Source organism: Streptococcus sp. SV2, assembly GCF_030440175.1.
GTDB lineage: Bacteria > Bacillota > Bacilli > Lactobacillales > Streptococcaceae > Streptococcus > Streptococcus raffinosi.
Genome location: NZ_JAQFJQ010000002.1, coordinates 1 through 20,086 on the forward strand (window position 1 = coordinate 1; position 20,086 = coordinate 20,086).

The 20,086-nt window shown below is 39.0% G+C and carries 19 protein-coding genes and 1 rRNA gene; 3 read left to right on the top strand and 17 right to left on the bottom strand.

What is annotated here, in order from left to right; all coding sequences use genetic code 11:
* The 4 genes from PCY14_RS01190 to PCY14_RS01205 form a co-directional block, all read right to left on the bottom strand.
* Window positions 1-335, bottom strand: a 16S ribosomal RNA gene (locus PCY14_RS01190); the annotation flags it as partial.
* Between the two features lie 377 nt (window positions 336-712).
* Window positions 713-1,261, bottom strand: a complete 549-nt coding sequence (gene raiA / locus PCY14_RS01195; RefSeq protein ID WP_164376397.1) for a ribosome-associated translation inhibitor RaiA — start codon at window positions 1,259-1,261, stop codon at window positions 713-715.
* 78 nt (window positions 1,262-1,339) lie between these two features.
* Window positions 1,340-2,002: a ComF family protein gene (locus PCY14_RS01200; RefSeq protein WP_021145079.1), complete on the bottom strand. Its 663-nt coding sequence runs from the start codon at window positions 2,000-2,002 to the stop codon at window positions 1,340-1,342.
* A complete protein-coding gene (locus tag PCY14_RS01205; protein WP_164376396.1) occupies window positions 1,980-3,302 on the bottom strand; it encodes a DEAD/DEAH box helicase in 1,323 nt (440 codons plus the stop codon). Before PCY14_RS01205 ends, PCY14_RS01200 begins: the two co-directional genes overlap by 23 nt.
* Before the next feature lie 54 nt (window positions 3,303-3,356).
* Between PCY14_RS01205 and PCY14_RS01210 the strand changes: the two genes are divergently transcribed.
* Together PCY14_RS01210 and cysK are read left to right on the top strand one after the other, a co-directional pair.
* Complete coding sequence (locus tag PCY14_RS01210; protein ID WP_060933502.1) at window positions 3,357-3,983, top strand: YigZ family protein; 627 nt, start codon at window positions 3,357-3,359, stop codon at window positions 3,981-3,983.
* 101 nt (window positions 3,984-4,084) lie between these two features.
* Window positions 4,085-5,011: a cysteine synthase A gene (cysK, locus tag PCY14_RS01215; protein WP_060933503.1), complete on the top strand. Its 927-nt coding sequence runs from the start codon at window positions 4,085-4,087 to the stop codon at window positions 5,009-5,011.
* Between the two features lie 162 nt (window positions 5,012-5,173).
* Here the strand turns inward: cysK and PCY14_RS01220 are convergent, their stop codons facing one another.
* The 11 genes from PCY14_RS01220 to PCY14_RS01270 all read right to left on the bottom strand — a co-directional run bounded on the left by PCY14_RS01220 (window position 5,174) and on the right by PCY14_RS01270 (window position 15,857).
* Entirely contained in the window at window positions 5,174-5,833 is a 660-nt protein-coding gene (locus tag PCY14_RS01220; RefSeq protein WP_021145074.1) for a CBS and ACT domain-containing protein, read from the bottom strand.
* Between the two features lie 133 nt (window positions 5,834-5,966).
* The gene (locus PCY14_RS01225; protein ID WP_002889135.1) at window positions 5,967-6,677 is read right to left on the bottom strand and encodes an ABC transporter ATP-binding protein; all 711 of its coding nucleotides are present in this window, start codon (window positions 6,675-6,677) and stop codon (window positions 5,967-5,969) included.
* On the bottom strand, window positions 6,677-7,441 hold the full coding sequence (locus tag PCY14_RS01230; protein ID WP_002889136.1) for an ABC transporter ATP-binding protein: 765 nt from the start codon (window positions 7,439-7,441) through the stop codon (window positions 6,677-6,679). Before PCY14_RS01230 ends, PCY14_RS01225 begins: the two co-directional genes overlap by 1 nt.
* Before the next feature lie 2 nt (window positions 7,442-7,443).
* Window positions 7,444-8,394 (bottom strand): branched-chain amino acid ABC transporter permease, encoded by a 951-nt coding sequence (locus PCY14_RS01235; protein WP_002889137.1) that lies wholly within the window; start codon window positions 8,392-8,394, stop codon window positions 7,444-7,446.
* A 3-nt stretch (window positions 8,395-8,397) separates the two neighbouring features.
* Window positions 8,398-9,282, bottom strand: coding sequence for a branched-chain amino acid ABC transporter permease (locus tag PCY14_RS01240; protein ID WP_002889139.1), 885 nt, complete (start codon window positions 9,280-9,282; stop codon window positions 8,398-8,400).
* A 43-nt stretch (window positions 9,283-9,325) separates the two neighbouring features.
* On the bottom strand, window positions 9,326-10,501 hold the full coding sequence (locus PCY14_RS01245; protein WP_008535942.1) for an ABC transporter substrate-binding protein: 1,176 nt from the start codon (window positions 10,499-10,501) through the stop codon (window positions 9,326-9,328).
* A gap of 154 nt (window positions 10,502-10,655) precedes the next feature.
* Complete coding sequence (locus PCY14_RS01250) at window positions 10,656-10,937, bottom strand: DUF2129 domain-containing protein (RefSeq protein WP_021151469.1); 282 nt, start codon at window positions 10,935-10,937, stop codon at window positions 10,656-10,658.
* Window positions 10,930-11,379, bottom strand: coding sequence for a YlbF family regulator (locus PCY14_RS01255; protein WP_301363075.1), 450 nt, complete (start codon window positions 11,377-11,379; stop codon window positions 10,930-10,932). The genes PCY14_RS01250 and PCY14_RS01255 overlap by 8 nt, the downstream gene beginning before the upstream one ends.
* Window positions 11,380-11,464: 85 nt before the next feature.
* Window positions 11,465-12,055, bottom strand: a complete 591-nt coding sequence (gene clpP / locus PCY14_RS01260; RefSeq protein ID WP_002886628.1) for an ATP-dependent Clp protease proteolytic subunit ClpP — start codon at window positions 12,053-12,055, stop codon at window positions 11,465-11,467.
* A gap of 173 nt (window positions 12,056-12,228) precedes the next feature.
* Window positions 12,229-12,858, bottom strand: a complete 630-nt coding sequence (gene upp / locus PCY14_RS01265; RefSeq protein ID WP_002883819.1) for a uracil phosphoribosyltransferase — start codon at window positions 12,856-12,858, stop codon at window positions 12,229-12,231.
* 89 nt (window positions 12,859-12,947) lie between these two features.
* Window positions 12,948-15,857, bottom strand: coding sequence for a glycoside hydrolase family 68 protein (locus PCY14_RS01270; RefSeq protein WP_301363076.1), 2,910 nt, complete (start codon window positions 15,855-15,857; stop codon window positions 12,948-12,950).
* Window positions 15,858-16,134: 277 nt separating this feature from the next.
* Here PCY14_RS01270 and PCY14_RS01275 point away from each other — a divergent pair, with 277 nt between their 5' ends.
* Window positions 16,135-17,739 (top strand): glycoside hydrolase family 32 protein, encoded by a 1,605-nt coding sequence (locus PCY14_RS01275; RefSeq protein ID WP_301363077.1) that lies wholly within the window; start codon window positions 16,135-16,137, stop codon window positions 17,737-17,739.
* Window positions 17,740-17,774: 35 nt separating this feature from the next.
* Here PCY14_RS01275 and PCY14_RS01280 read toward each other — a convergent pair whose 3' ends face one another.
* The gene (locus tag PCY14_RS01280; protein ID WP_060933507.1) at window positions 17,775-18,938 is read right to left on the bottom strand and encodes a MalY/PatB family protein; all 1,164 of its coding nucleotides are present in this window, start codon (window positions 18,936-18,938) and stop codon (window positions 17,775-17,777) included.
* A gap of 10 nt (window positions 18,939-18,948) precedes the next feature.
* The gene (locus tag PCY14_RS01285) at window positions 18,949-20,043 is read right to left on the bottom strand and encodes a cystathionine gamma-synthase (protein WP_060933508.1); all 1,095 of its coding nucleotides are present in this window, start codon (window positions 20,041-20,043) and stop codon (window positions 18,949-18,951) included.
* Window positions 20,044-20,086 lie beyond the last annotated feature (43 nt).

The window sequence follows — 20,086 nt, forward strand, 5'->3', positions numbered from 1 at the left end:
TGTCTCAGTCCCAGTGTGGCCGATCACCCTCTCAGGTCGGCTATGTATCGTCGCCTAGGTGAGCCGTTACCTCACCTACTAGCTAATACAACGCAGGTCCATCTTGTAGTGGAGCAGTTGCCCCTTTCAAATGAATGACATGGGTCACCCATTGTTATGCGGTATTAGCTATCGTTTCCAATAGTTATCCCCCGCTACAAGGCAGGTTACCTACGCGTTACTCACCCGTTCGCAACTCTTCCAAGAAGAGCAAGCTCCTCTCTTCAGCGTTCTACTTGCATGTATTAGGCACGCCGCCAGCGTTCGTCCTGAGCCAGGATCAAACTCTCATTAAATTCTTTAATAATCGTTCGAGCGTTAACTCATTTCCGTCTTCTGACGTTTTTTTCTTGTAAATTGACAGGTTATAATTTCTTCTATCATAACCCTGCACTTGGTTTCTTATTCAGTTCTCAAAGGTCTTTGTCTCTCTTAAGACAACTCCTATATTCTAGCAAATCTAGAATATCTTGTCAACACTTTTTGAAAAGTTTTTTCCAAACTTCCTCGTGTCTCTGCTTCATCCTCCGATGTAGCCTATTCATATTATCATCTCTTGCTTACCTTGTCAATAACTTTTTTATTATTAAGTTAACTTATGTTTTACTTTTTCGATTAGTGATTTTTTGCCAAAATAAATAAGCAGGACATACATATATCCCGCCTAATTATTCTATTTGGCTTCGATCAAGCCGTAATTACCATCTTCACGTTTGTAAAGTACATTTGTTGTATGATCTTCGCTATCAGCATAGATAAAGAAGTCATGGCTTAACAATTCCATCTGAAGAATAGCTTCCTCAACATCCATTGGTTTCAACTCAATGTTTTTTGTTCTCACAACTTCAATAGATGGTGCTTCTTCAACTTCTTCCTTGTTAAAGTCAACTGAGAATACCTCACCTGTGGATACTTTTTCACGATGTTTACGAGCAATTTTTGTTTTGTTTTTACGGATTTGTCTTTCAATCTTATCAACTACCAAGTCAATTGAACCATACATATCCTGTGAAATATCTTCTGCACGTAAAATAACAGATCCTGTTGGTATGGTAACTTCCACTTTAGCAGTTTTTCCACGATAAATCTTAAGATTTACACGTGCATTCAATTCTTGGTCTTGGTTGAAATATTTTTCAATTTTGCTAAGTTTATTTTCAACATAGTCACGAAGAGCTTCCGTTACTTCGATGTTTTCACCACGGATACTATATTTAATCATAAAAGACCTCTTTCTCGCTTGTTAGCGTTTTCTTTATTTTTATTATATCCTTTTCATGAAAATTTGCAAGGATTTTTATTATCTGGCTAGGGAAAAGGTCACAATTTCCTCAACATGTGTTTTTTGCAATAATTGAACCATTTTATAAATCGTCGAGCCCGTTGTATAGATATCATCTACTATAACAATTTTTCTTGATAACTCTACGTTTTGTTTTATAAAAAATGGGTTTTCTTGATTTAAACGTTCTTTCCTTGTTTTAGAAGATTGCTTTTCAATATCCTTTTTCCCAAAAATGTTTTGATAGGGGAGTCCCTCTAGCAATCCTTCAACCTGGTTGAAGCCCCTTTCGGCAAATCGTTCTTCCGAGAGTGGCACTGGGACTAATGTGTATCCTTTCTTTAATAAGGGGTTCAGTGCATCCGCAATATCTTCTTGAAAAATTTTCCTTAGGTAATAGTCGCCCATAAATTTATAATGACTAAAGTACTCTTTCATAAACCCTTCATAGCGAAAGATTGCAATGTGATTTGGAGTGTAACCTTTTTTCTTCCAAATTTGACAATCAACACATTCATTTCCGTGCATTTCTTTGTAACAATTTGGACACCTTACTTTTGAGAGTTTCTTAAAATGACTCTTACATTCTGTGCAGCAATATTCCTTACTTTCCGTAAACGTGAGCAAATAGCGTAATCTGGGAATCACTTCGATACTTTCATTGCACATTAAACATCTCATCATCAAATCCTCCTTTTCTATTCATTGCTTTTATTTCTTGTCGACATTGCAATATCGATTTAGATAGTCCTTCATGAAAGAAATAGAGTTTTCCTGTAGGTCTCTCGGGCGAGCGCCCCACCCTACCACCAATCTGAAGAAGACTCGAACTTGTAAATAAGTGGTGATTTGCCATGCACACAAAAACATCTACTTTAGGAAAGGTCACCCCACGCTCAAGAATGGTAGTCGTCACAAGAATAGTCAGATCTTGTTTCCTAAATTTCTTTACCATTTCTGAACGCTCTTTACTTTTTGAGGAAACAAATGCTATTTTTTCTTCTGGGAAATAGTTTTGAAGAATTTTGGTAAATCTCTCACCCATTGCTATATTGGGAAAAAAGATTAATAAAGGAAACTTTGATTTTCTTTGCTTCTTGAGTTGTCTAAGGAGGGGTCTTGGAAGTTTTTGCTTAGATAAAGATTGTTGTAATTTCCCTTGCCAAAAGAATTGAGGAATCACTAAAGGGTTACCATGAAAGCGTCTGGCAAGGTGGTATTTTTCTAGTACACCGACTCGTACTTGCTCTTCCAGAGATACTGTAGAAGTTGCTGTTAGGTAAATAAGCTGTCCGGTTTTTTTCTTTGCTTGCTTAACAGCATGATTTAACATAGGATTTCCTACAAAGGGGAAAGCATCTACTTCGTCAACGATAATTAAGTCAAAACTCTGATAAAATTTTAGCAATTGATGTGTGGTGGCTATGACAAACGGACTCCCGTCGTATGGCTCGCTTTCAGCATGAAGTAAGGAAATACTACACGTAAAATCTCTTTGAAGACGTATATGCAATTCTCGGCAAACATCAACCCGAGGACTGGCAATAGCAACTCGGCCTTTAGTTTCAAGAACATAGGCAACGATTTTATAAATCATTTCCGTCTTACCAGCACCAGTTACAGCATGTACAAGACTGTTTTTCTGTTGTTGATAAGTTTTCAACAGTTTCTCTGAGACCTCAGCTTGATAAGAAGTTAATTTCCCCGACCACTTTAGAACAGGAAAGTTGATGTCAGCTTCTTTTGAAGCAAAGTAATAAAGTTGCTTCCCTTCTTGGTTTCTACCAAAGACTATACAAGCTCTGCAGTAATGTTTGCCATTTGGTAATTGCCATTCTTCCTCTATTGGACTAAAACATCTTTTGCACCTGAGTTGATTATCTATCTTTACCATGCTTTCTAATGTTAAAGCCTCAGAATAATAGTCTGTTGGCAATTGATCTTCTGTAAATAGTCGTCCATAATATTCTTTAGGTACCATACCTTTCTATTCGAAAATATGTTTGAATTCACGTTTTTATGATAAAATTTTTTTATGGATTACAAAACTATTACCAACGATGGAATCGTTGAAGAAGAAATCAAAAAATCTCGTTTTATTTGTCACTTGAAACGCATTAGCAGTGAAGAAGAAGGAAGAGAATATATTGCTCAGATTAAAAAAGAGCATCACAAGGCCAATCACTCTTGCTCAGCAATGATTGTCGGAGAAGATGGGCAAATTAAGCGTTCTAGTGATGATGGTGAACCTTCTGGGACGGCTGGTGTTCCCATGCTTACTGTCCTAGAAAAACAAGGACTAACTAATGTCGTGGCAGTAGTAACCCGTTATTTTGGTGGAATCAAGCTTGGAGCTGGTGGCCTTATCCGTGCTTACTCTGGTAGCGTTGCTCATGCCATTGAAGAAATTGGTCGAGTTGAAGTCAAGGAATTAACTGGGCTAACCATAGAGTTAACCTACTCTCAATACCAAGTCTTCTCCAATTTTCTTGAAAAAGAAGGGCTCCAAGAATTTGATACAACTTTCTTATCTGATGTTTCTACAACTTTGTTTGTTGAAGAGTCTGAAATTGAAAGGCTTGGACAAGAGCTTACTAACTTCTATCAAGGAAAAGTAAGTTATCAAAAGTCTGGCAAAAAAATCGTTGAAATTCCCCTTTGATAGTTAAACGTTATCACAGTGATAAAGAAGATGTATTTTACAAGTTAGGCCTACCGTCGTATACTTAAAACCATCAACCAAAGATTAAGAGGATTTTAAATATGACAATTTACAACTCAATTACCGAACTTGTTGGAAAAACACCAGTTATTAAACTTAACTCTATTGTTCCAGAAGGTTCAGCAGATGTTTATGTTAAACTTGAAGCATTTAACCCTGGTTCTTCAGTTAAAGACCGTATTGCTCTTCGTATGATTGAAGATGCTGAAAAAGCCGGTACAATTAAACCTGGAGATACTATCGTTGAACCAACTTCAGGTAACACTGGTATTGGTCTAGCTTGGGTTGGCGCTGCCAAAGGCTACAAGATCGTTATCGTAATGCCTGACACAATGAGTGTTGAACGTCGTAAAATCATCCAAGCTTATGGTGCTGAACTTGTTTTGACACCTGGTAGCGAAGGAATGAAGGGTGCTATCGCTAAAGCTAAGGAAGTTGCGGCTGAACGCAATGGTTGGGTGCCACTTCAATTTGCTAACCCTTCAAATCCAGCTGTTCATGCTGATACAACTGGCCAAGAGATTCTTGAAGATTTTGGTGCAGATGGTTTGGATGCCTTTGTCGCAGGTATCGGTACTGGTGGTACTATTTCAGGTGTTTCTAAAACTCTGAAAGCTGCTAACCCAAATATCAAAGTTTATGGTATTGAAGCTGATGAATCTGCTGTATTGAATGGTGACAAACCAGGGCCACACAAAATTCAAGGTATTTCAACTGGATTTATTCCTGACACATTGGATACAAAATCATATGACAGTGTTGTGCGTATTCCTTCTGATGAAGCTATCGCAACATCACGTACATTGGGTAGCGAGGAAGGTTTCCTAGCTGGTATCTCATCAGGTGCTGCTATTGCTGCTGCTCTTAAAGTTGCCGCTGAACTCGGCGAAGGTAAAAAAGTATTGACACTATTGCCTGATAATGGTGAACGTTACCTTTCTACAACACTTTATGATTTCCAAGACTAACAAAAAAGAAGCTAGAACATTAAATGTTCAGCTTCTTTTTTTACTGTCAAAAACTTATAGCCGGCAACTAGTCGTTCAAATAGAAGAACCTGTTGCTAAGCTACTAACCTATGGGAGTGAGATTCAGAGATAAATTCGTTAAGCTCTGACTCCCTTTTCTTATTAGTCTAACTCTTTTGATTCTGTTTCAGCAATTTCGGTAACTGTAAACCCTGCTTCTACAAAAACTTTTTTAAGGTGTTCTGGTTCCACATCCCCTTCAACTTGAAGTTCAACACGAAGAACAGTATCATTTTTAGGTGCAACAATTGTACGTTCAATGTTGAGATTTTCACTAGAAATGAGGTTGGCAATTTTTTCCAGGACACGTGGCGTATCTAAGACTTCAAGCCCAATACGGATTCCGGCTTGACCATAGCCAGAGATTTCCAAAAAGGCACGAAAAACATCCTTGTCTGTAATAATTCCAGAAATTTGGTCATTGTCCACAACGGGAAGAACACCAACTTTATTTTGAAGCATGATATAGATAGCATCCTCAAGACTAGCATATTTGGAAACAGTAAGGACATTCTTGATCATAATGTCTCCTACCTTTGTCTTATTAAGAAGATAGTTCATCTCATAGATTGATAAGCTAGTTGCTTTAGATGGTGAGGCATCAGCCATTGTCCCTTCTGTGATAAGACCAACCAGCTTGTCGTTCTCAATTACTGGTAAGCGGCGCAAACCTTTTTCACGCATAATGTCTGCAGCTGCTGCAACAGTTGTTTGTGGTGAAACGTAGACCACACGCTTCGCCATAAAATCTTTTACTGCCATTTTCATTTTCCTCCGAATAATTTCTTACTTGTATTATACCACACTAATTGTAAACGATTGCACTATTTTACTGAAAAATTAGCAAATTACAATCACGATAAGACTATAGAAAAACGCCCTTGGGCGCTTTTTCTTATCCTCCAAGATAGGCTTTACGAACTTCGTCTGACGCAAGAAGCTCTTTACCAGTACCTGAAAGAACGACTTTACCAGTTTCAAGAACATAACCACGATCCGCAATTGACAAAGCCTTATTGGCATTTTGTTCAATCAAAAGAACGGTAGTCCCTTGTGCCTTGATATCTTCGATAATGTCGAAAATTTCTTGAATAAAGATTGGGGCAAGTCCCATTGAAGGTTCATCCAAAAGCAAGAGTTTTGGACGGCTCATAAGGGCACGGCCCATTGCAAGCATTTGTTGCTCACCACCAGAAAGTGTGGCTGCATCTTGATTTTTACGTTCTTCTAGACGTGGAAAACGTTGGAAGACTTTCTTCAAGAGAGCTGCATTTTCCTCTTTATTTGTATGAAGGAAGGCTCCCATTTCAAGATTTTCCAAGACAGTTAATCCTGGGAAAACATGGCGCCCTTCTGGGACCTGAGCCAATCCTTCTGCGACAATCTTACGAGCTGGTGTTTTGTGAATATCTTTTCCAAGGTACGAAATAGTTCCAGCAGTTGGACGAACAAGACCAGAAATGGTACGAAGAATAGATGTCTTACCGGCACCATTAGCACCGATAAGTGTTACAACTTCACCTTCATTAACCTCAAAGCTAACATTTTTAACAGCTTCAATTGATCCGTATTTAATTGAGAGATTTTCAACTTTTAACATAGCCATTATGCTTCACCTCCCAAGTAAGCTTCAATAACACGTTTGTTATTCTTAATTTCATCAGGTGTTCCTTCTGCAATCAAGCGTCCATATTCCAAAACATAGATACGCTCAGTAACATCCATGACCAGACTCATATCGTGCTCAATCAAGATAATTGTGATACCAAAGTCTTTTTGAATTTGACGAATATGAGCCGTCAACTCAGCTGTTTCTTGTGGGTTCATACCTGCAGCTGGTTCATCAAGGAAAAGAATTTTAGGTTCCGTTGCTAATGCACGTACAATTTCCAAGTGACGTTGTTGTCCATATGCCAAGTTCTTCGCAAGTGTTTCTGCTTCATCATCCAAGTTGAAGATAGCCAATAATTTCATAGCTTTTTCTTTCAACTCTTCTTCACCTGAATAGTACTTAGGCAAACGCAAGAGTGATGCAAAGAAGTTTGAAGGTTGTTTATTTGACAAACCAACAAGAACATTTTCAAGTACAGTCATATCTTTGAAAAGGCGGATATTTTGGAAGGTACGTGACAAACCAAGAGAAGCAATCTTATAAGGTGCCTTACCATTTAGAACTGTACCATCGAGGGTAACGGTTCCTTCACTTGGTTCATAAACACCTGTCAACAAGTTGAACAAGGTTGTCTTACCAGCACCGTTTGGTCCGATAAGTCCGACCAATTCACCCTCGTTGAGTTCCATTGAAACATCACCAACGGCAGTCAGACCACCAAAGTTTTTAGTCAATTTTTTAACTTCAAGAAGTGCCATTTTTATTTGCCCTCCTTAGATTTATTGAAGAATTTTGAGAGATAGAGTTCTTTCGTTCCAAGAAGTCCACTTGGGCGGAAAAGCATGACAAGAATCAAAGCCAATGCGTAAATAATCATACGGAGGTTTGAAACGTTTTGAAGGAACATATTGATAATACCAAGAACAATAGCGGCAATGACAGTACCTGTAATTGATCCGAGACCACCAAGAACGGCAATGATAAGGTAATCAATTGATTTCATAATGGTGAAATCTTTTGGCACGACAGTACCGATGTAGCTAACATAAAGTGAACCGGCAATCGCTGAAATCATGGCACCGATAACAAAGATAAGTACCTTCATTTTTGTGACGTTAACACCCATTGACTCTGCAGCAATTTCATCTTCACGAAGTGTAATAGCTTGACGACCAGTCGCTGAACGCAAGAAGTTTAGCACTAAAATTGTGATGATGACTACAAAGAAATAAATGACAGGCCAACTTGTATAAGGAAGAATTCCTGTCAAACCAGCGGCACCATTGGTCAATTCACCACCATTAACAATAATGATACGGATAATTTCCGCCATACCAAGAGTGGCAATGGCAAGGTAATCTCCCTTCAAACGAAGAGTAGGTAGACCAAAGATAAGGGCAACGACAGCTGCAATGATAACACCAACAACCATAGAGAGGTAGAAACCATCATAAGTTGGCATCATGCCAGTAATAATAGCAGATGAGTAAGCACCAATTGCCATGAAACCGGCTTGTCCAAGTGTAAATTGTCCTGAGAAACCAAGGACCAAGTTAGTACCAAGTCCCATAAGAATTGAAATACCAATTCCCATTAAGATTTGGATGTAGTAAAGGTTCATGATACCTGAAAGTTCAAGGCCTTTCAAGATAAGGAAGAGCCCAATGATAAGACCAAACCAAATAAGGTTTACTTTTAGATTTTTCTTCATGTCTTACACCTTCTCTTTCACATTTTTACCGAGGATACCCGCTGGACGAACCAAGAGGATAACAATCAAGACACCATAAACAATGGCATCACGGTAACTTGACAAACCAATTGCAGTTGATAGAGTCTCCAAAATACCGATAACAAATCCACCAAGGGCTGCGCCTGGGATAATACCGATACCACCAAGAACAGCGGCAACAAAGGCTTTAATACCTGGTGTCATACCCATAAGAGGTTCAATTGAGTTGTAGTAAAGTCCAATAAGGACACCGGCAGCACCCGCAAGTGAAGAGCCAAGAGCAAATGTAAAGCTGATAGTATTGTTAACATTAATACCCATCAATTCAGCTGCATCGCTATCTACAGATACCGCACGCATGGCTTTACCCATTTTAGTTTTCTTAACAATCAATTGCAGAGCAACCATGAGAACAAGGGCAACCACCAAAATCAGCAATTGCACATTCGTCACAGAGATTGATCCAAGATGATAGGTATGCATTTTAATTGATTGTGGGAATGAACGTGTGTCTGCTCCGACGAAGTAAACCATGATGTATTCAAGGAAGAATGACACACCAATGGCCGTAATCAAGGCAGAAATACGTGTTGAATTACGGAGTGGGCGATAAGCCAAGAACTCGATAACAACCCCTAAAATGGCACATACAATCATGGAGAACACAAGGGCAATCCAGAAATTCATCTTCAAGCTGTTAATCGCATAGTAACCAACGAAGGCACCTATCATGTAGATGTCTCCATGGGCAAAGTTAATCAATTTGATAATCCCATAAACCATAGTATAACCAAGGGCAAGTAGGGCATAGATACTACCCAAGATGATACCATTGACTAGTTGTTGGGGAAGTTGTTCAAAAAACATATATAACCAAACTTTCTAGTTCATTTTCAGTAAAGATAAGAGCTTATTTTTCAATTTCAACGGCTTCTGCTGAAACTTCTTCACCATTATCTCTTTTAACCATAAGAGCTGCTTTAATCGGGTTATGCTCCTTGTCAATTGTCATTTTACCGGTAACCCCAACATAGTTTTTCATTTTTGCAAGATTATTGGTAATATCAACTGATGTTTTCGCACCCTTAGAGGCTTCTGCAACCATATAAACAGAGTCGTAGGCTAACGCAGCAAACATATTTGGTTCAGTCTTGTAAGTTTTCTTATATGCTTCGATGAAGCCTGATGCTTTATCAGAAAGAGAAACTTTTGTTGAATATCCTGATACGTAGTAAACGTTTGAGGCATTCTTTTTACCTGCAAGCTCTGTAAATTTCGCATCACTAAATCCGTCAGGTCCAAGGATTGGTTTATCAATTCCAAGGTCACGTGCTTGTTTAGTGATAATACCTGTTTCAGTATAATAACCAGGCATTACAATAGCATCATAATCAAGGTCTTTGAATTTAGTCAAAGCTGATTGATAGTCCTTATCCCCTGAAGCGAAAGTTGCTTCAGTAACGATTTGGCCTTTGTATTCACGCTTGAATTCATCCGCAATCCCCTTAGCATAATCAGAAGCATTATCGTAGTAAAGAACGACCTTCTTAGCATGCAAGTTATTAAAGGAATAAGCTGCCAAAACTTTACCTTGGTAACTATCTTTAAAGGTTGTACGGAAAACGAATTTCTTCGTTCCTTTAGCATCTACCGTAAGGTCATCCTGTGTACCAGATGGAGTCATCAAAGGAACCCCTGTTTTTTGAGATACAAGGCTGGCAGCAGCAACTGCACCAGATGTTGCCGGACCAACGATAGCATTTACATTATTCTGGATAGCCAAGTTAGTTGAAGATGTTGAAGCTTCAGCATTTTCAGATTTATTATCTTTAGTGACGAGTTCTAGCTTTTTACCATCAACACCGCCAGCTTTATTGATTTCTTCAACAGCCAACTTAATACCATTTTGCTCGGCTTTACCATAGGCCGCAACAGGACCTGTCAACTCCATGTTGACACCGATCTTAATCGTATCCCCAATCTTGGTACCAGTGGCTTTAGCAGTCACGTCTGGTGACTTACCACAAGCAACCAAGAAAATGGATGCAAAAAAGGCTAACACAATAAGTGTGATCTTTTTAGACATAAGATTTCTCCTTAATATTTTCTTAAAAAAGTCCACCTTATAGCTTACAGAATTATCAGACAATTGTCAACTACACATAACTAAGCTTTAGCGGCAGTAATCGTTTCCATTACTTTAAGAATAACTCTTTAAAAAGAAAAAAACTTTTCTCTTATTAAAGAGAAAAGTTCTTATACGGTTCAGGGACTGAGGTGTCGTAACGTTCCAGACTACCTACAAAGTCCATATCAATATCAGAATAGTAAGAAGGCAGAACTTTTTTCACTGCTTTCATTCCATCGAGCTCTTTCAAAATATCCTCGACCTTGTCCTCATCTACATAAAGGTGCACATAACGCATCTTATAAGAATGGTAGACAACATCCCCAAACTTGGCAATTTTACGTAAGTCTCTATTGTAATATAAATAAACAATAATGCCTTGACGCTTAATCATGACTCATCTTCTCCTTTATGTTCGTGTCTCCCTTTTTATGATGTGGTTTATGAGGGGCAAGAGGTAGCCCAGTATCAATAAAAATCTGGTCTGAAACAGCTTGGGCAATCTCCTCACCAAGATTGGCTAAAATAGTCTGTAAATCGAACTCTGCCTGACGATAGCCAATAACCACCTCGTTTAAATCAATTTGACGCTTCATTCGCAAAACCTGACGTTTCAACTCTCTCACATCTGGTCTAAAAGCCTCATACGCCTTAGCAGTATCATAGCTATCCTTTAATTTTTGAAATGCAAAGAGTTGCTCTTGAAGTTCTCTATCATTTTCGAATTTCTGGCGTTTTAAACGATAATTCTCTACCTCAGGTAGCTTTAGAAAATACGAAACAAGATACTCTATAGCTTGATCAATCGCAAGCAACTCCTCATTGATTATTAACATGTTTTCTATTATAACACAAAAAGCCAGATGAAACGGTCCTTATACAACCGATTTGCATCTGACTTTTATTTAAGACAAGCTCAGTTTATTTTAATTGGTTATTAGCCATGATTTCATCGATGAAACCATATTCAAGCGTTTCTTGAGCACTCATCCAATTGTCACGTTCAGCGTCTACATGAACCTTTTCAATTGGTTGTCCAGAATTATCTGCTAAGATTTGCTCCAAGTTATTACGTGTCTTGAGCAAGTGTTCAGCTGCGATAGCCATGTCTGTTTGTTGCGTACCGCCACCAGTACCACCCATTGGTTGGTGAATCATGTACTCTGCATTTGGCAACATGAAACGTTTACCTTTGGTACCGCTTGAAGCGATAACTGTTCCCATAGATGCTGCCATCCCCATAACGATAGTCTGAACATCAGACTTGATGAAGTTCATTGTATCAACAATGGCAAGACCTGCCGAAACGGATCCACCTGGTGTATTAACATAAAGATAGATATCTTTTGTATTGTCTTGAGCATCCAAGAACAAGAGTTGGGCAATAATTGAGTTTGCCATATTATCTTCAACAGGACCTGTTAACATGATGATACGATCCTTGAGCAAACGTGAGTAAATATCATAAGAACGCTCACCGCGTGATGTTTGTTCAATTACTACAGGAATCATATGAATCCTCCTTTTAATATTGTCTTGATGCTATTATATGATTTTAGTCAAATTAGGTCAAATAAAAAACATCATTCTTAGCACTCTTTTGGAAAGAGTGCTAACCCCCCCTAAAATAATTTCACTTTAAACTTATTAATCTAGTAAAAAAAGGGAAATTTTCCCTTTTCAACTTATTTTGTACCAAAGAGACGGTCACCTGCATCTCCAAGACCTGGAACAATATAACCGTTTTCATTAAGTTTCTCATCCAAAGATGCTGTGTAGATATCGATATCTGGGTGAGCATCTTGCAATTTTTTGACACCTTCTGGTGCTGCAACCAAGCAAACAAACTTGATATTAGCAGCGCCACGTTTTTTAAGTGAGTCTACTGCCAAGATTGCTGAACCACCAGTCGCAAGCATTGGGTCTACTACAAAGATCTGACGTTGATCAATGTCTTCTGGTAATTTAACCAAGTACTCAACCGGCTCAAGAGTTTCCTCATCACGATACATACCAATATGACCAACTTTAGCTGCTGGTACAAGGCTAAGAAAACCATCGACCATACCAATACCCGCACGAAGGATTGGAACAATCGCTAATTTCTTACCAGAAAGTTGTTTTTGTACTGTTTTGGTAATTGGTGTTTGAATTTCAACCTCTTCGAGAGGAAGGTCACGAGATACTTCGTAACCCATAAGCATAGCAATTTCATTAACTAGCTCACGGAAGTCCTTAGTAGAAGTATCCTCACGACGGAGGATTGAAAGTTTATGTTGAATCAGTGGATGTGAAATAACTTGAAATTTACCCATAATAGTTTCTTCCTTTGCTTTATACTCACTCCATTATATCAAAAAGGCAAAAAAAACGCTTGCTTTTCTGCAAACGTTTTTGAAAAGGATTATTTTTTAGGTAAATGAATCTTTCCTGTGACCAAACCATAGCCAAGAAAAGCTAGACTAGCAATTGCTGCAAAGATAGTCGCCAAGATTGAAAGAATGTTGCTGTTTGAACCTTCTGAATCACTTGGTGTCTTAGGAGTCGTAGCAAGTTTGGTAGCAACTTTAGTATTGTTGCCTTTACTTGACTCATCAGACTTAGTTACTTCATTAGCTTTATCAACTCCGTGAGACTGAACTTTTTCTTCAGACTTAACTGGTTTTGGAGCTTCTGTTTCAGTCACAGACTCTTCTTTAACAATATTCGTTGGAACAGTTGGTCCAGTTGCTACAATAGTCTTTGGTACTGGTGTCGCAATCTCTGCGGCTTGAGCTACTGGACGACGATCACCCACAGAATCTCCTGTCGAAGGTTTCACAGGGACCGCTACATGATGATCATTTGAAGAATTGTTATCATTAGAGTGGTCTCCATAATATGGGAAAGGAGTACGAGCTGGAGAATCCGGATTCGTAGGACTTGTTGGTTTATCTTCTTTATCAGCTGATGGTTGATTATTGTCCGCCGGTTTAGAAGTTCCTGGTTTATTAGTCTTATCATCAACAGAATGATTACCTTCTGTTGGACTTACTGGTGTTTCTGGCTTATCTGCCTTCTTATCTCCACCATCTTTAACAGTTACAGTTAAGACACCGCGAGCTTCAGAAACGCCTGTTGAACCATCAACTGTAGGATAAGTATGTGGTTTAAGACCATAATCTGACACTGCATAATAATCTACATTAAAGTCCTCGTTTGGCAATTTAGCACTGTTTTGATCGCCTACGTGTACCAAGCTTTCACTAGATTTATCCCAAATCCAGTCCCCTTGGTTGGTCATCTTAGGAAGAACTTCTGTAGTATCATCTTCATTCATCTTAATGAGGAAGCTTGGAGCCCATGTTGATTTATTCTCAGCACCGGCAATTCCACCACGGTTAGTCATGTAAGAAGTTACCAAAAGAGTATCTGATGAGCCTTCAACAGGAACCGCATAGTAAGAATAGGTAGATGTACGCCAGTCAGCTGGTACAGAGGCTGTCAAGACCACACCTGAGCCATTAAGTGGACGATATTTTCCTCGGAGGCTGTCTGATACGAATCCAAGCATGACAACGTCATCACCGACAGCTTTACGCGCTGCTACAGTACCTTCAGCATCCGTAGATTTGTTGATACGTGAAGCAGTGAAGAGGTAATACTTGCCACCCATCTTAACAACACTTGGACGTTCTACTTCATCAGTAACCATGTGGCTAGTGACAAGCGGTGTGTAAAGTTCAGCTACAGATGGATTTTTCTCATTATCATCAAGTTTCAAGATACCGATAGAACCATTTGCCCATGATGCAAGGTTGTAAAGGTGTTTATTATTAACAATATTGAGGAATGACTTAAGGTTAAAGGCGTCATCTCCTCCATAGTTTGACCATTTGTAAATTTGTTTTTCGCCTTGGTAGTTTTCGTCACCTGTATTTGATTCAAAAATAAGGTAACGGCTACCGTTATCTTCAATGATGTGTGGGTCACGAAGACAGTAGTTATCCGTACGGTCTGGATTACCATCATGGTTATGGTCATCATCAAAAGTACTCATAAATTTAGGATAGCTTTGATAGTGATAATTATCTCCACCAAAGAGAATGTGGTCATTTTCAACTGACTTGATAACAACTTCGTCGTTTTCAACAGCCAAGTTAAGTGTAGCACTAGCCAATTGTTGCCAGTTTAATTTACCACCACTAGTATCATTCTTAGTGTAATAAAGTTGGATACTACCGTCAGAGTTTACCGTCGCTGAACCTGACCATTGTTGGTCATCTTCAAGGGCATTATAACCAAAGATTGGACCCGCATTTTTCCAATGTGTAAAGTCATTATCTCCGTATTTACTATAGAGCAAGTAAATGTGGTTTGAATTTTTATTTGGTGCACCGGCCATTGAAATAACCAACTGGTAACCATTCCAGTTGCTAACTACACCTGACTTAGCATCTTGGACTGGCCAAGAATCCCAAACGTCGATTTCTTCTTTTTTCATCGTTTGGGCATCAACAGTGTTGAAAGCAGGCATATTGATGATTGTATCTGCTTTAAAGTAAGGAACTGCCAATTTGCTGTCTTGCTTCAAGAAGCTAGCAACGATATCTTTCAAGTTACGGTAAGTCAAGCTAGTACCTGTACCCTTGATTGCATCATCACTAAAGTCAACTTTATTAAGTGCTTTAATTTCTTCCTCAGTCAAGGCAACGATTTGATCTGAGGTCATATTATCTTCAACAATAGACTTGATACGACCATTAAGTTTGCTAAGGTTTGCATTAGCAGCGCTGTTTTCAGTAGGTTTAAGGGCTACTTCAGTGTGTGTATCAGCTGTTTCTGAGCTTGCTGTTGAAGTTGGTGCTTCTACTGCAGCCTCTGATGTATGAGCTGGAGCAGAAACCGCAGCAACTGTTGATGAAGGTGTTGTTGCATCTGATGAAGATGTCACTACTGTGCTAGACGCCTTTTCTTCGACTACTGATGGAGTTGTGTTGCTTGGTTGTGTCTCTGTAACTGGTGTAGTTGCAACCTCTGAATGTGCAACTGAAGATTCAACTGCTTCTGAAGTTGCCACACTTGTTGCTGTTTCACTGGCTACCGTTAGAGATGCTGTGCTTGTTTCTGGTGTTGCTGTCGCAGTAGCTACCGCTGGTGCTGTTTCTGTAACTTGATCAGCTTTTACCTGAGTGGCACCCAAAAATGCCAAGGTACCAACGAGCGCTGATGTTGCCCCTACTGTGGCAACCTTACGGATGCTATAACGCATCTTTTTGCACTCTGCTTGCTTTGGTGCTACTGTATTTGACTGTGAATTAACTGTACTATCCATATTAAACTCTCCTTTTAGGTTTTCACATGTTTTATTCTATCATTTTTTAATCTAAATTCCAATCTTTTTTTAATGACAAATTTATATTTTTTGTAAAAAACTATTTTTTTGTTAAAATAATAACTACAAAATAAGTAATTTTATCAGGAAATATCACTATATGGAATCAAAATATTCACCTCTAATTTTAGCTCTCGTTTTTTTAATTTTATTTTTTGTTTTTATAATAAAAAATGAGAACGCTAACAATCCTTCCCAAAAAACAAATAAGGTTTCTATGAGTCAAACCTTTCATCTAGCATCTCATAAAGGATGGTCTAACGACCTACAGACTATCGTGTGGAATCAAGAAAAAAATTACTATGATATCTATTTTCTACATTCTGTAGATGGGGCTACTGATCCTTTTGGACCTAGCGGTCAAGATTGGATACATACAACGACTAAAGATTTTATCACCTATAGTAAACAAGAGACTGCTATACCAGCAAAGGGTGGCGACTCTAAAGAAGGATGGCATTCTGCTTGGACAGGGAGTGTAGTCACAGATAGTCAGGGGATTTCTGGTATCCAAAACGAAGAACCTGTCGCCTATTTTACTGGACTCATGGATGATGGAAGCCAAGCAATCTATGCTAGTGCATCAAATGACAAGGGAACTAGCTTTACTAAAGCCTTAAAAGATGGTAAACCTTTATTGACAAAGGAACAATCCTATAACGGTAAAGACTTCCGCGATCCTTATGTCTTCCACTTCAAAGACAAATTACTCATGTATGTCGCTGAAGGTGACGCCTTAGGTGTTTATCAATCTCAAGATGGTATCAACTGGACCAAAGCAGATAGCAAGGGAGACTCCAAAATCCTACCCGAAACATTTTTTAAGGGTCGTAACTGGCAGGACAACGCTCCTATCGAGTGTCCCGTTCTCAAAACAATGACAACAACTGATGGTCGGGACAAGCAAGTTCTCTTTTTTGGAGCTAAGGATACAGCCTCAGGCGAAACAACTGGAACCTACTATACTGTAGGGCATTTAGATGGTAACGGCTTATTTATTGCAGATACAGAAACAAAACGCTTAGATCAAGGCTCAGACTATTATGGCTCTAACTTCACTGGAAGCGATCGAATTGAAGAAAGCAACCATAACCTTATCAGTCTTGGCTGGGTTGGTAATTGGAACTACTTCACGTCAGGCATTCACAGTGACCAAGAGGCCAAGAGTGATTTTCTAAAAACTATCGGTTTTTACACTACACCCAGACAGCTACAGCTAGATAAGAACAATATTATTCAGTCTGCTCCCCTCTATAAAAATGAACAATTAACCCTCAAAAATCAAAACGGCAACATTTCGAGTCAAAGGCCACTCACCAGTGACAATAGAAAACCTTGGATTGATAAAAGTCACAATCAGAATGCTAATGGCCTTCTTGACCTTGCTGGAAAAAATAGTTCAGGGTATTACCAACTGCATTTTTCAAATATTAAGAAAGAAGGAGGCTATATCTACATTGATATCTGGCAAGGCTCTGATTACGTTAAAATCGCCTACCAAATAACAAGTGGTACCTATCAGGTCTCTGCCTATGCTGCCGAACTGAATAACAGCATGGATGGTAGTCAAACTGCCTCTTCTTACTATTACGATGGTCTCTTAGGTAACGGTCAAGGTTATAAAGCTGACAGTCACTATAAGGAAACTGATAATATCACTATAACGCTTATTACAGACAATCGTAGCTTGGAAATTTTCTTCCCCAATGGCCAAACCTACACTCTAGCCAGATTTAATACCTCTGGCAGGCAGGATGTCAAGGTCTTCTCCACTCAGAAAGATCTTCTATTAAACTTGAAAATCTACGATGTACACTCATAACAATAATAAAAGTGATGCTGTTCGCATCACTTTTATTATTTTCCAAAGACAGAAACGAGACGTTTAACTCCTTCTGCAACAACTGTGGTTGGCGTAGCTACGTTAAAGCGGAAATGTTTTTCTCCTTCAGAACCAAAAGTAATACCGTCATTTAGCACTACCTTGGCTTCTTCTTTAAGCAAACGTCCAAGCTCATTATGGTCTTGATCATAGGCTGAAAAATCAAGCCATACCAAGTAAGTTCCCTCAGGTTTCATGACCTTGATATTAGTCTTTTCACTAAGTTCCTTGGTTAAAAGGTCAATATTAGTTTCAAAGACAGTTTTCAATTCCTCTAACCAAGGTTTCCCATAGGTCAGAGCTGCCTGGGTTGTAATCAAACCAATGGTTGGAATTTCATGTTGATTATTTGCCAATTGCTTTTGTTTAAAGGCTTTACGTAAGTCTTCATTTTCAATGATAGTAAAACTGTTTTTGGTACCAGCAATATTAAAGGTTTTAGTAGCCGAACTAAGCACCAAGGTAAAGTCCTTGTAAGCATCTGAAATGGTATTCATAGAGATGTGCTTATTCCCATATAGAGCTAAGTCTTGGTGGATTTCATCAGATACCAAGAGGACACCATGTTTCTGGCACAAATCTGCCACCTTAGTCAATTCTTCTTTGGTCCAGACACGCCCACCTGGGTTATGTGGGCTACAGAAAACATAAAGTTTAACATCATTCTCGACGATATCACGTTCCAACTGTTCAAAATCAATTTCGAAATGGCCATTAACCTTAACAAGACTATTTTCAATCAACTGACGATTATTCAAACGGACCGAACGAGCAAAAGGCGGATAAACTGGTGTGTTGATGAGAACAGCATCACCTTCTTTGGTAAAGGCTTGAATAGCCGTTGAAATGGCTGGGACAACACCTTCAATGAGAACAATACTCTCTTTATCAACGACGTAACCGTGTTGATTTTTTTCCCAATTAATGATGGACTGATAAAGCTCTTCACTTGGATAAGGATAGCCAAAAATATGTGTCTCAGCATAGTTGATAACTGCATCCCTAATCTCAGGAACAGGTAGGAAGTCCATATCGGCAACCCAAAGCTCAAGTAGTTCTGGATTACTTTCGGCTTCGTGCCATTTCATGGTATTTTGATCCAAGCGATTTGGTTGTGTTGTAAAATCATAACGTGTCATAGATAACTCCTTAAAGACTAAGGGCATTTTCCAAGTCAGCAATCAAATCTTGTGCTGCTTCAATACCAATTGAAAGACGAAGCAAGTCGTCTGTCAAACCATAGGAAGCACGCACATCACCTGGAATATCTGCGTGAGTTTGTGTCGTTGGGTAGGTAATCAAGCTTTCGACACCACCTAGACTCTCTGCAAAGGTAAAGACTTTTAGGGAATTGATAATGGTTGGAATCTTGTCTTGATTAGCCACTTTGAAGGAAATCATACCACCCTTGCCTGGATAGAGGACTTCCTTAACAGCTGGTGACTTTTCTAAGAAAGCTACAACTTCTTGAGCATTGGCTGTCGATGCCTCCATTCGAAGTTTTAAGGTTTTAAGACCACGCATGAGCATATAGCTATCAAATGGTGACAAGGTAGGACCAGTCGTATTGAGGTTATAATAAAGTTTATCGTAGAATTCTTGGTTGCTGGTCACAACAACACCAGCCAAAACATCATTATGCCCTGATAGGTATTTAGTAGCTGAATGGACAACGATATCAGCACCTTGAGTAATCGGTGTTTGATAGATTGGGCTATAGAAAGTATTATCAACAATAACTACCGCACCTTTGTCATGAGCAATTTGGGCCACTTTTTCAATATCAAACTCAATCATAAGTGGGTTTGTCGGTGTTTCGATGTAGACAATATCGGTATCTTCTGTAATAGCCGCAATCATCTCGTCTTCTGTATTAGTGTATTCAAAAAAGAAGCGACCTTCTTTTTCCTTGTCATTAAACCAACGGAAAGAACCTCCGTAAAGGTCACGCGCAGCTACAACCTTACTGCCTACTGGGAAAATTTCAAAGGCCAAAACAATGGCGCTCATCCCTGAACTTGTCGCAATAGCATAATCTGCTTTTTCAATAGCTGCAAGTGTTTTTTCCACTGTTGCGCGTGTTGGATTTTTAGTTCGTGTATAGTCAAAACCAGTAGAATGGCCAAATTCTGGATGTTGGTAAGTTGTTGAAAAATGAATTGGTGAAGCCAAGGCTCCTGTTGCTTCATCCGAATTGATTCCTGCGTGTGCCAAAATGGTTTCTAATTGATATTCTTGTGTCATAATTTGTCCTTTCTACTTGGTAAAGTGAATATACCCCATATCT

Coding starts and splice junctions, on each gene's coding strand:
- PCY14_RS01220 (WP_021145074.1), bottom strand. CDS start 5,833: ATGGCAGTAAAAGATTTTATGGCGAAGCGTGTGGTCTACGTTTCACCA.
- PCY14_RS01205 (WP_164376396.1), bottom strand. CDS start 3,302: ATGGTACCTAAAGAATATTATGGACGACTATTTACAGAAGATCAATTG.
- PCY14_RS01255 (WP_301363075.1), bottom strand. CDS start 11,379: ATGTTAATAATCAATGAGGAGTTGCTTGCGATTGATCAAGCTATAGAG.
- PCY14_RS01200 (WP_021145079.1), bottom strand. CDS start 2,002: ATGAGATGTTTAATGTGCAATGAAAGTATCGAAGTGATTCCCAGATTA.
- PCY14_RS01240 (WP_002889139.1), bottom strand. CDS start 9,282: ATGTTTTTTGAACAACTTCCCCAACAACTAGTCAATGGTATCATCTTG.
- PCY14_RS01250 (WP_021151469.1), bottom strand. CDS start 10,937: ATGATTAAGCGTCAAGGCATTATTGTTTATTTATATTACAATAGAGAC.
- PCY14_RS01275 (WP_301363077.1), top strand. CDS start 16,135: ATGAGTCAAACCTTTCATCTAGCATCTCATAAAGGATGGTCTAACGAC.
- PCY14_RS01280 (WP_060933507.1), bottom strand. CDS start 18,938: ATGACACGTTATGATTTTACAACACAACCAAATCGCTTGGATCAAAAT.
- PCY14_RS01285 (WP_060933508.1), bottom strand. CDS start 20,043: ATGACACAAGAATATCAATTAGAAACCATTTTGGCACACGCAGGAATC.
- raiA (WP_164376397.1), bottom strand. CDS start 1,261: ATGATTAAATATAGTATCCGTGGTGAAAACATCGAAGTAACGGAAGCT.
- PCY14_RS01245 (WP_008535942.1), bottom strand. CDS start 10,501: ATGTCTAAAAAGATCACACTTATTGTGTTAGCCTTTTTTGCATCCATT.
- cysK (WP_060933503.1), top strand. CDS start 4,085: ATGACAATTTACAACTCAATTACCGAACTTGTTGGAAAAACACCAGTT.
- upp (WP_002883819.1), bottom strand. CDS start 12,858: ATGGGTAAATTTCAAGTTATTTCACATCCACTGATTCAACATAAACTT.
- PCY14_RS01210 (WP_060933502.1), top strand. CDS start 3,357: ATGGATTACAAAACTATTACCAACGATGGAATCGTTGAAGAAGAAATC.
- PCY14_RS01235 (WP_002889137.1), bottom strand. CDS start 8,394: ATGAAGAAAAATCTAAAAGTAAACCTTATTTGGTTTGGTCTTATCATT.
- PCY14_RS01270 (WP_301363076.1), bottom strand. CDS start 15,857: ATGGATAGTACAGTTAATTCACAGTCAAATACAGTAGCACCAAAGCAA.
- PCY14_RS01230 (WP_002889136.1), bottom strand. CDS start 7,441: ATGGCACTTCTTGAAGTTAAAAAATTGACTAAAAACTTTGGTGGTCTG.
- PCY14_RS01225 (WP_002889135.1), bottom strand. CDS start 6,677: ATGGCTATGTTAAAAGTTGAAAATCTCTCAATTAAATACGGATCAATT.
- clpP (WP_002886628.1), bottom strand. CDS start 12,055: ATGATTCCTGTAGTAATTGAACAAACATCACGCGGTGAGCGTTCTTAT.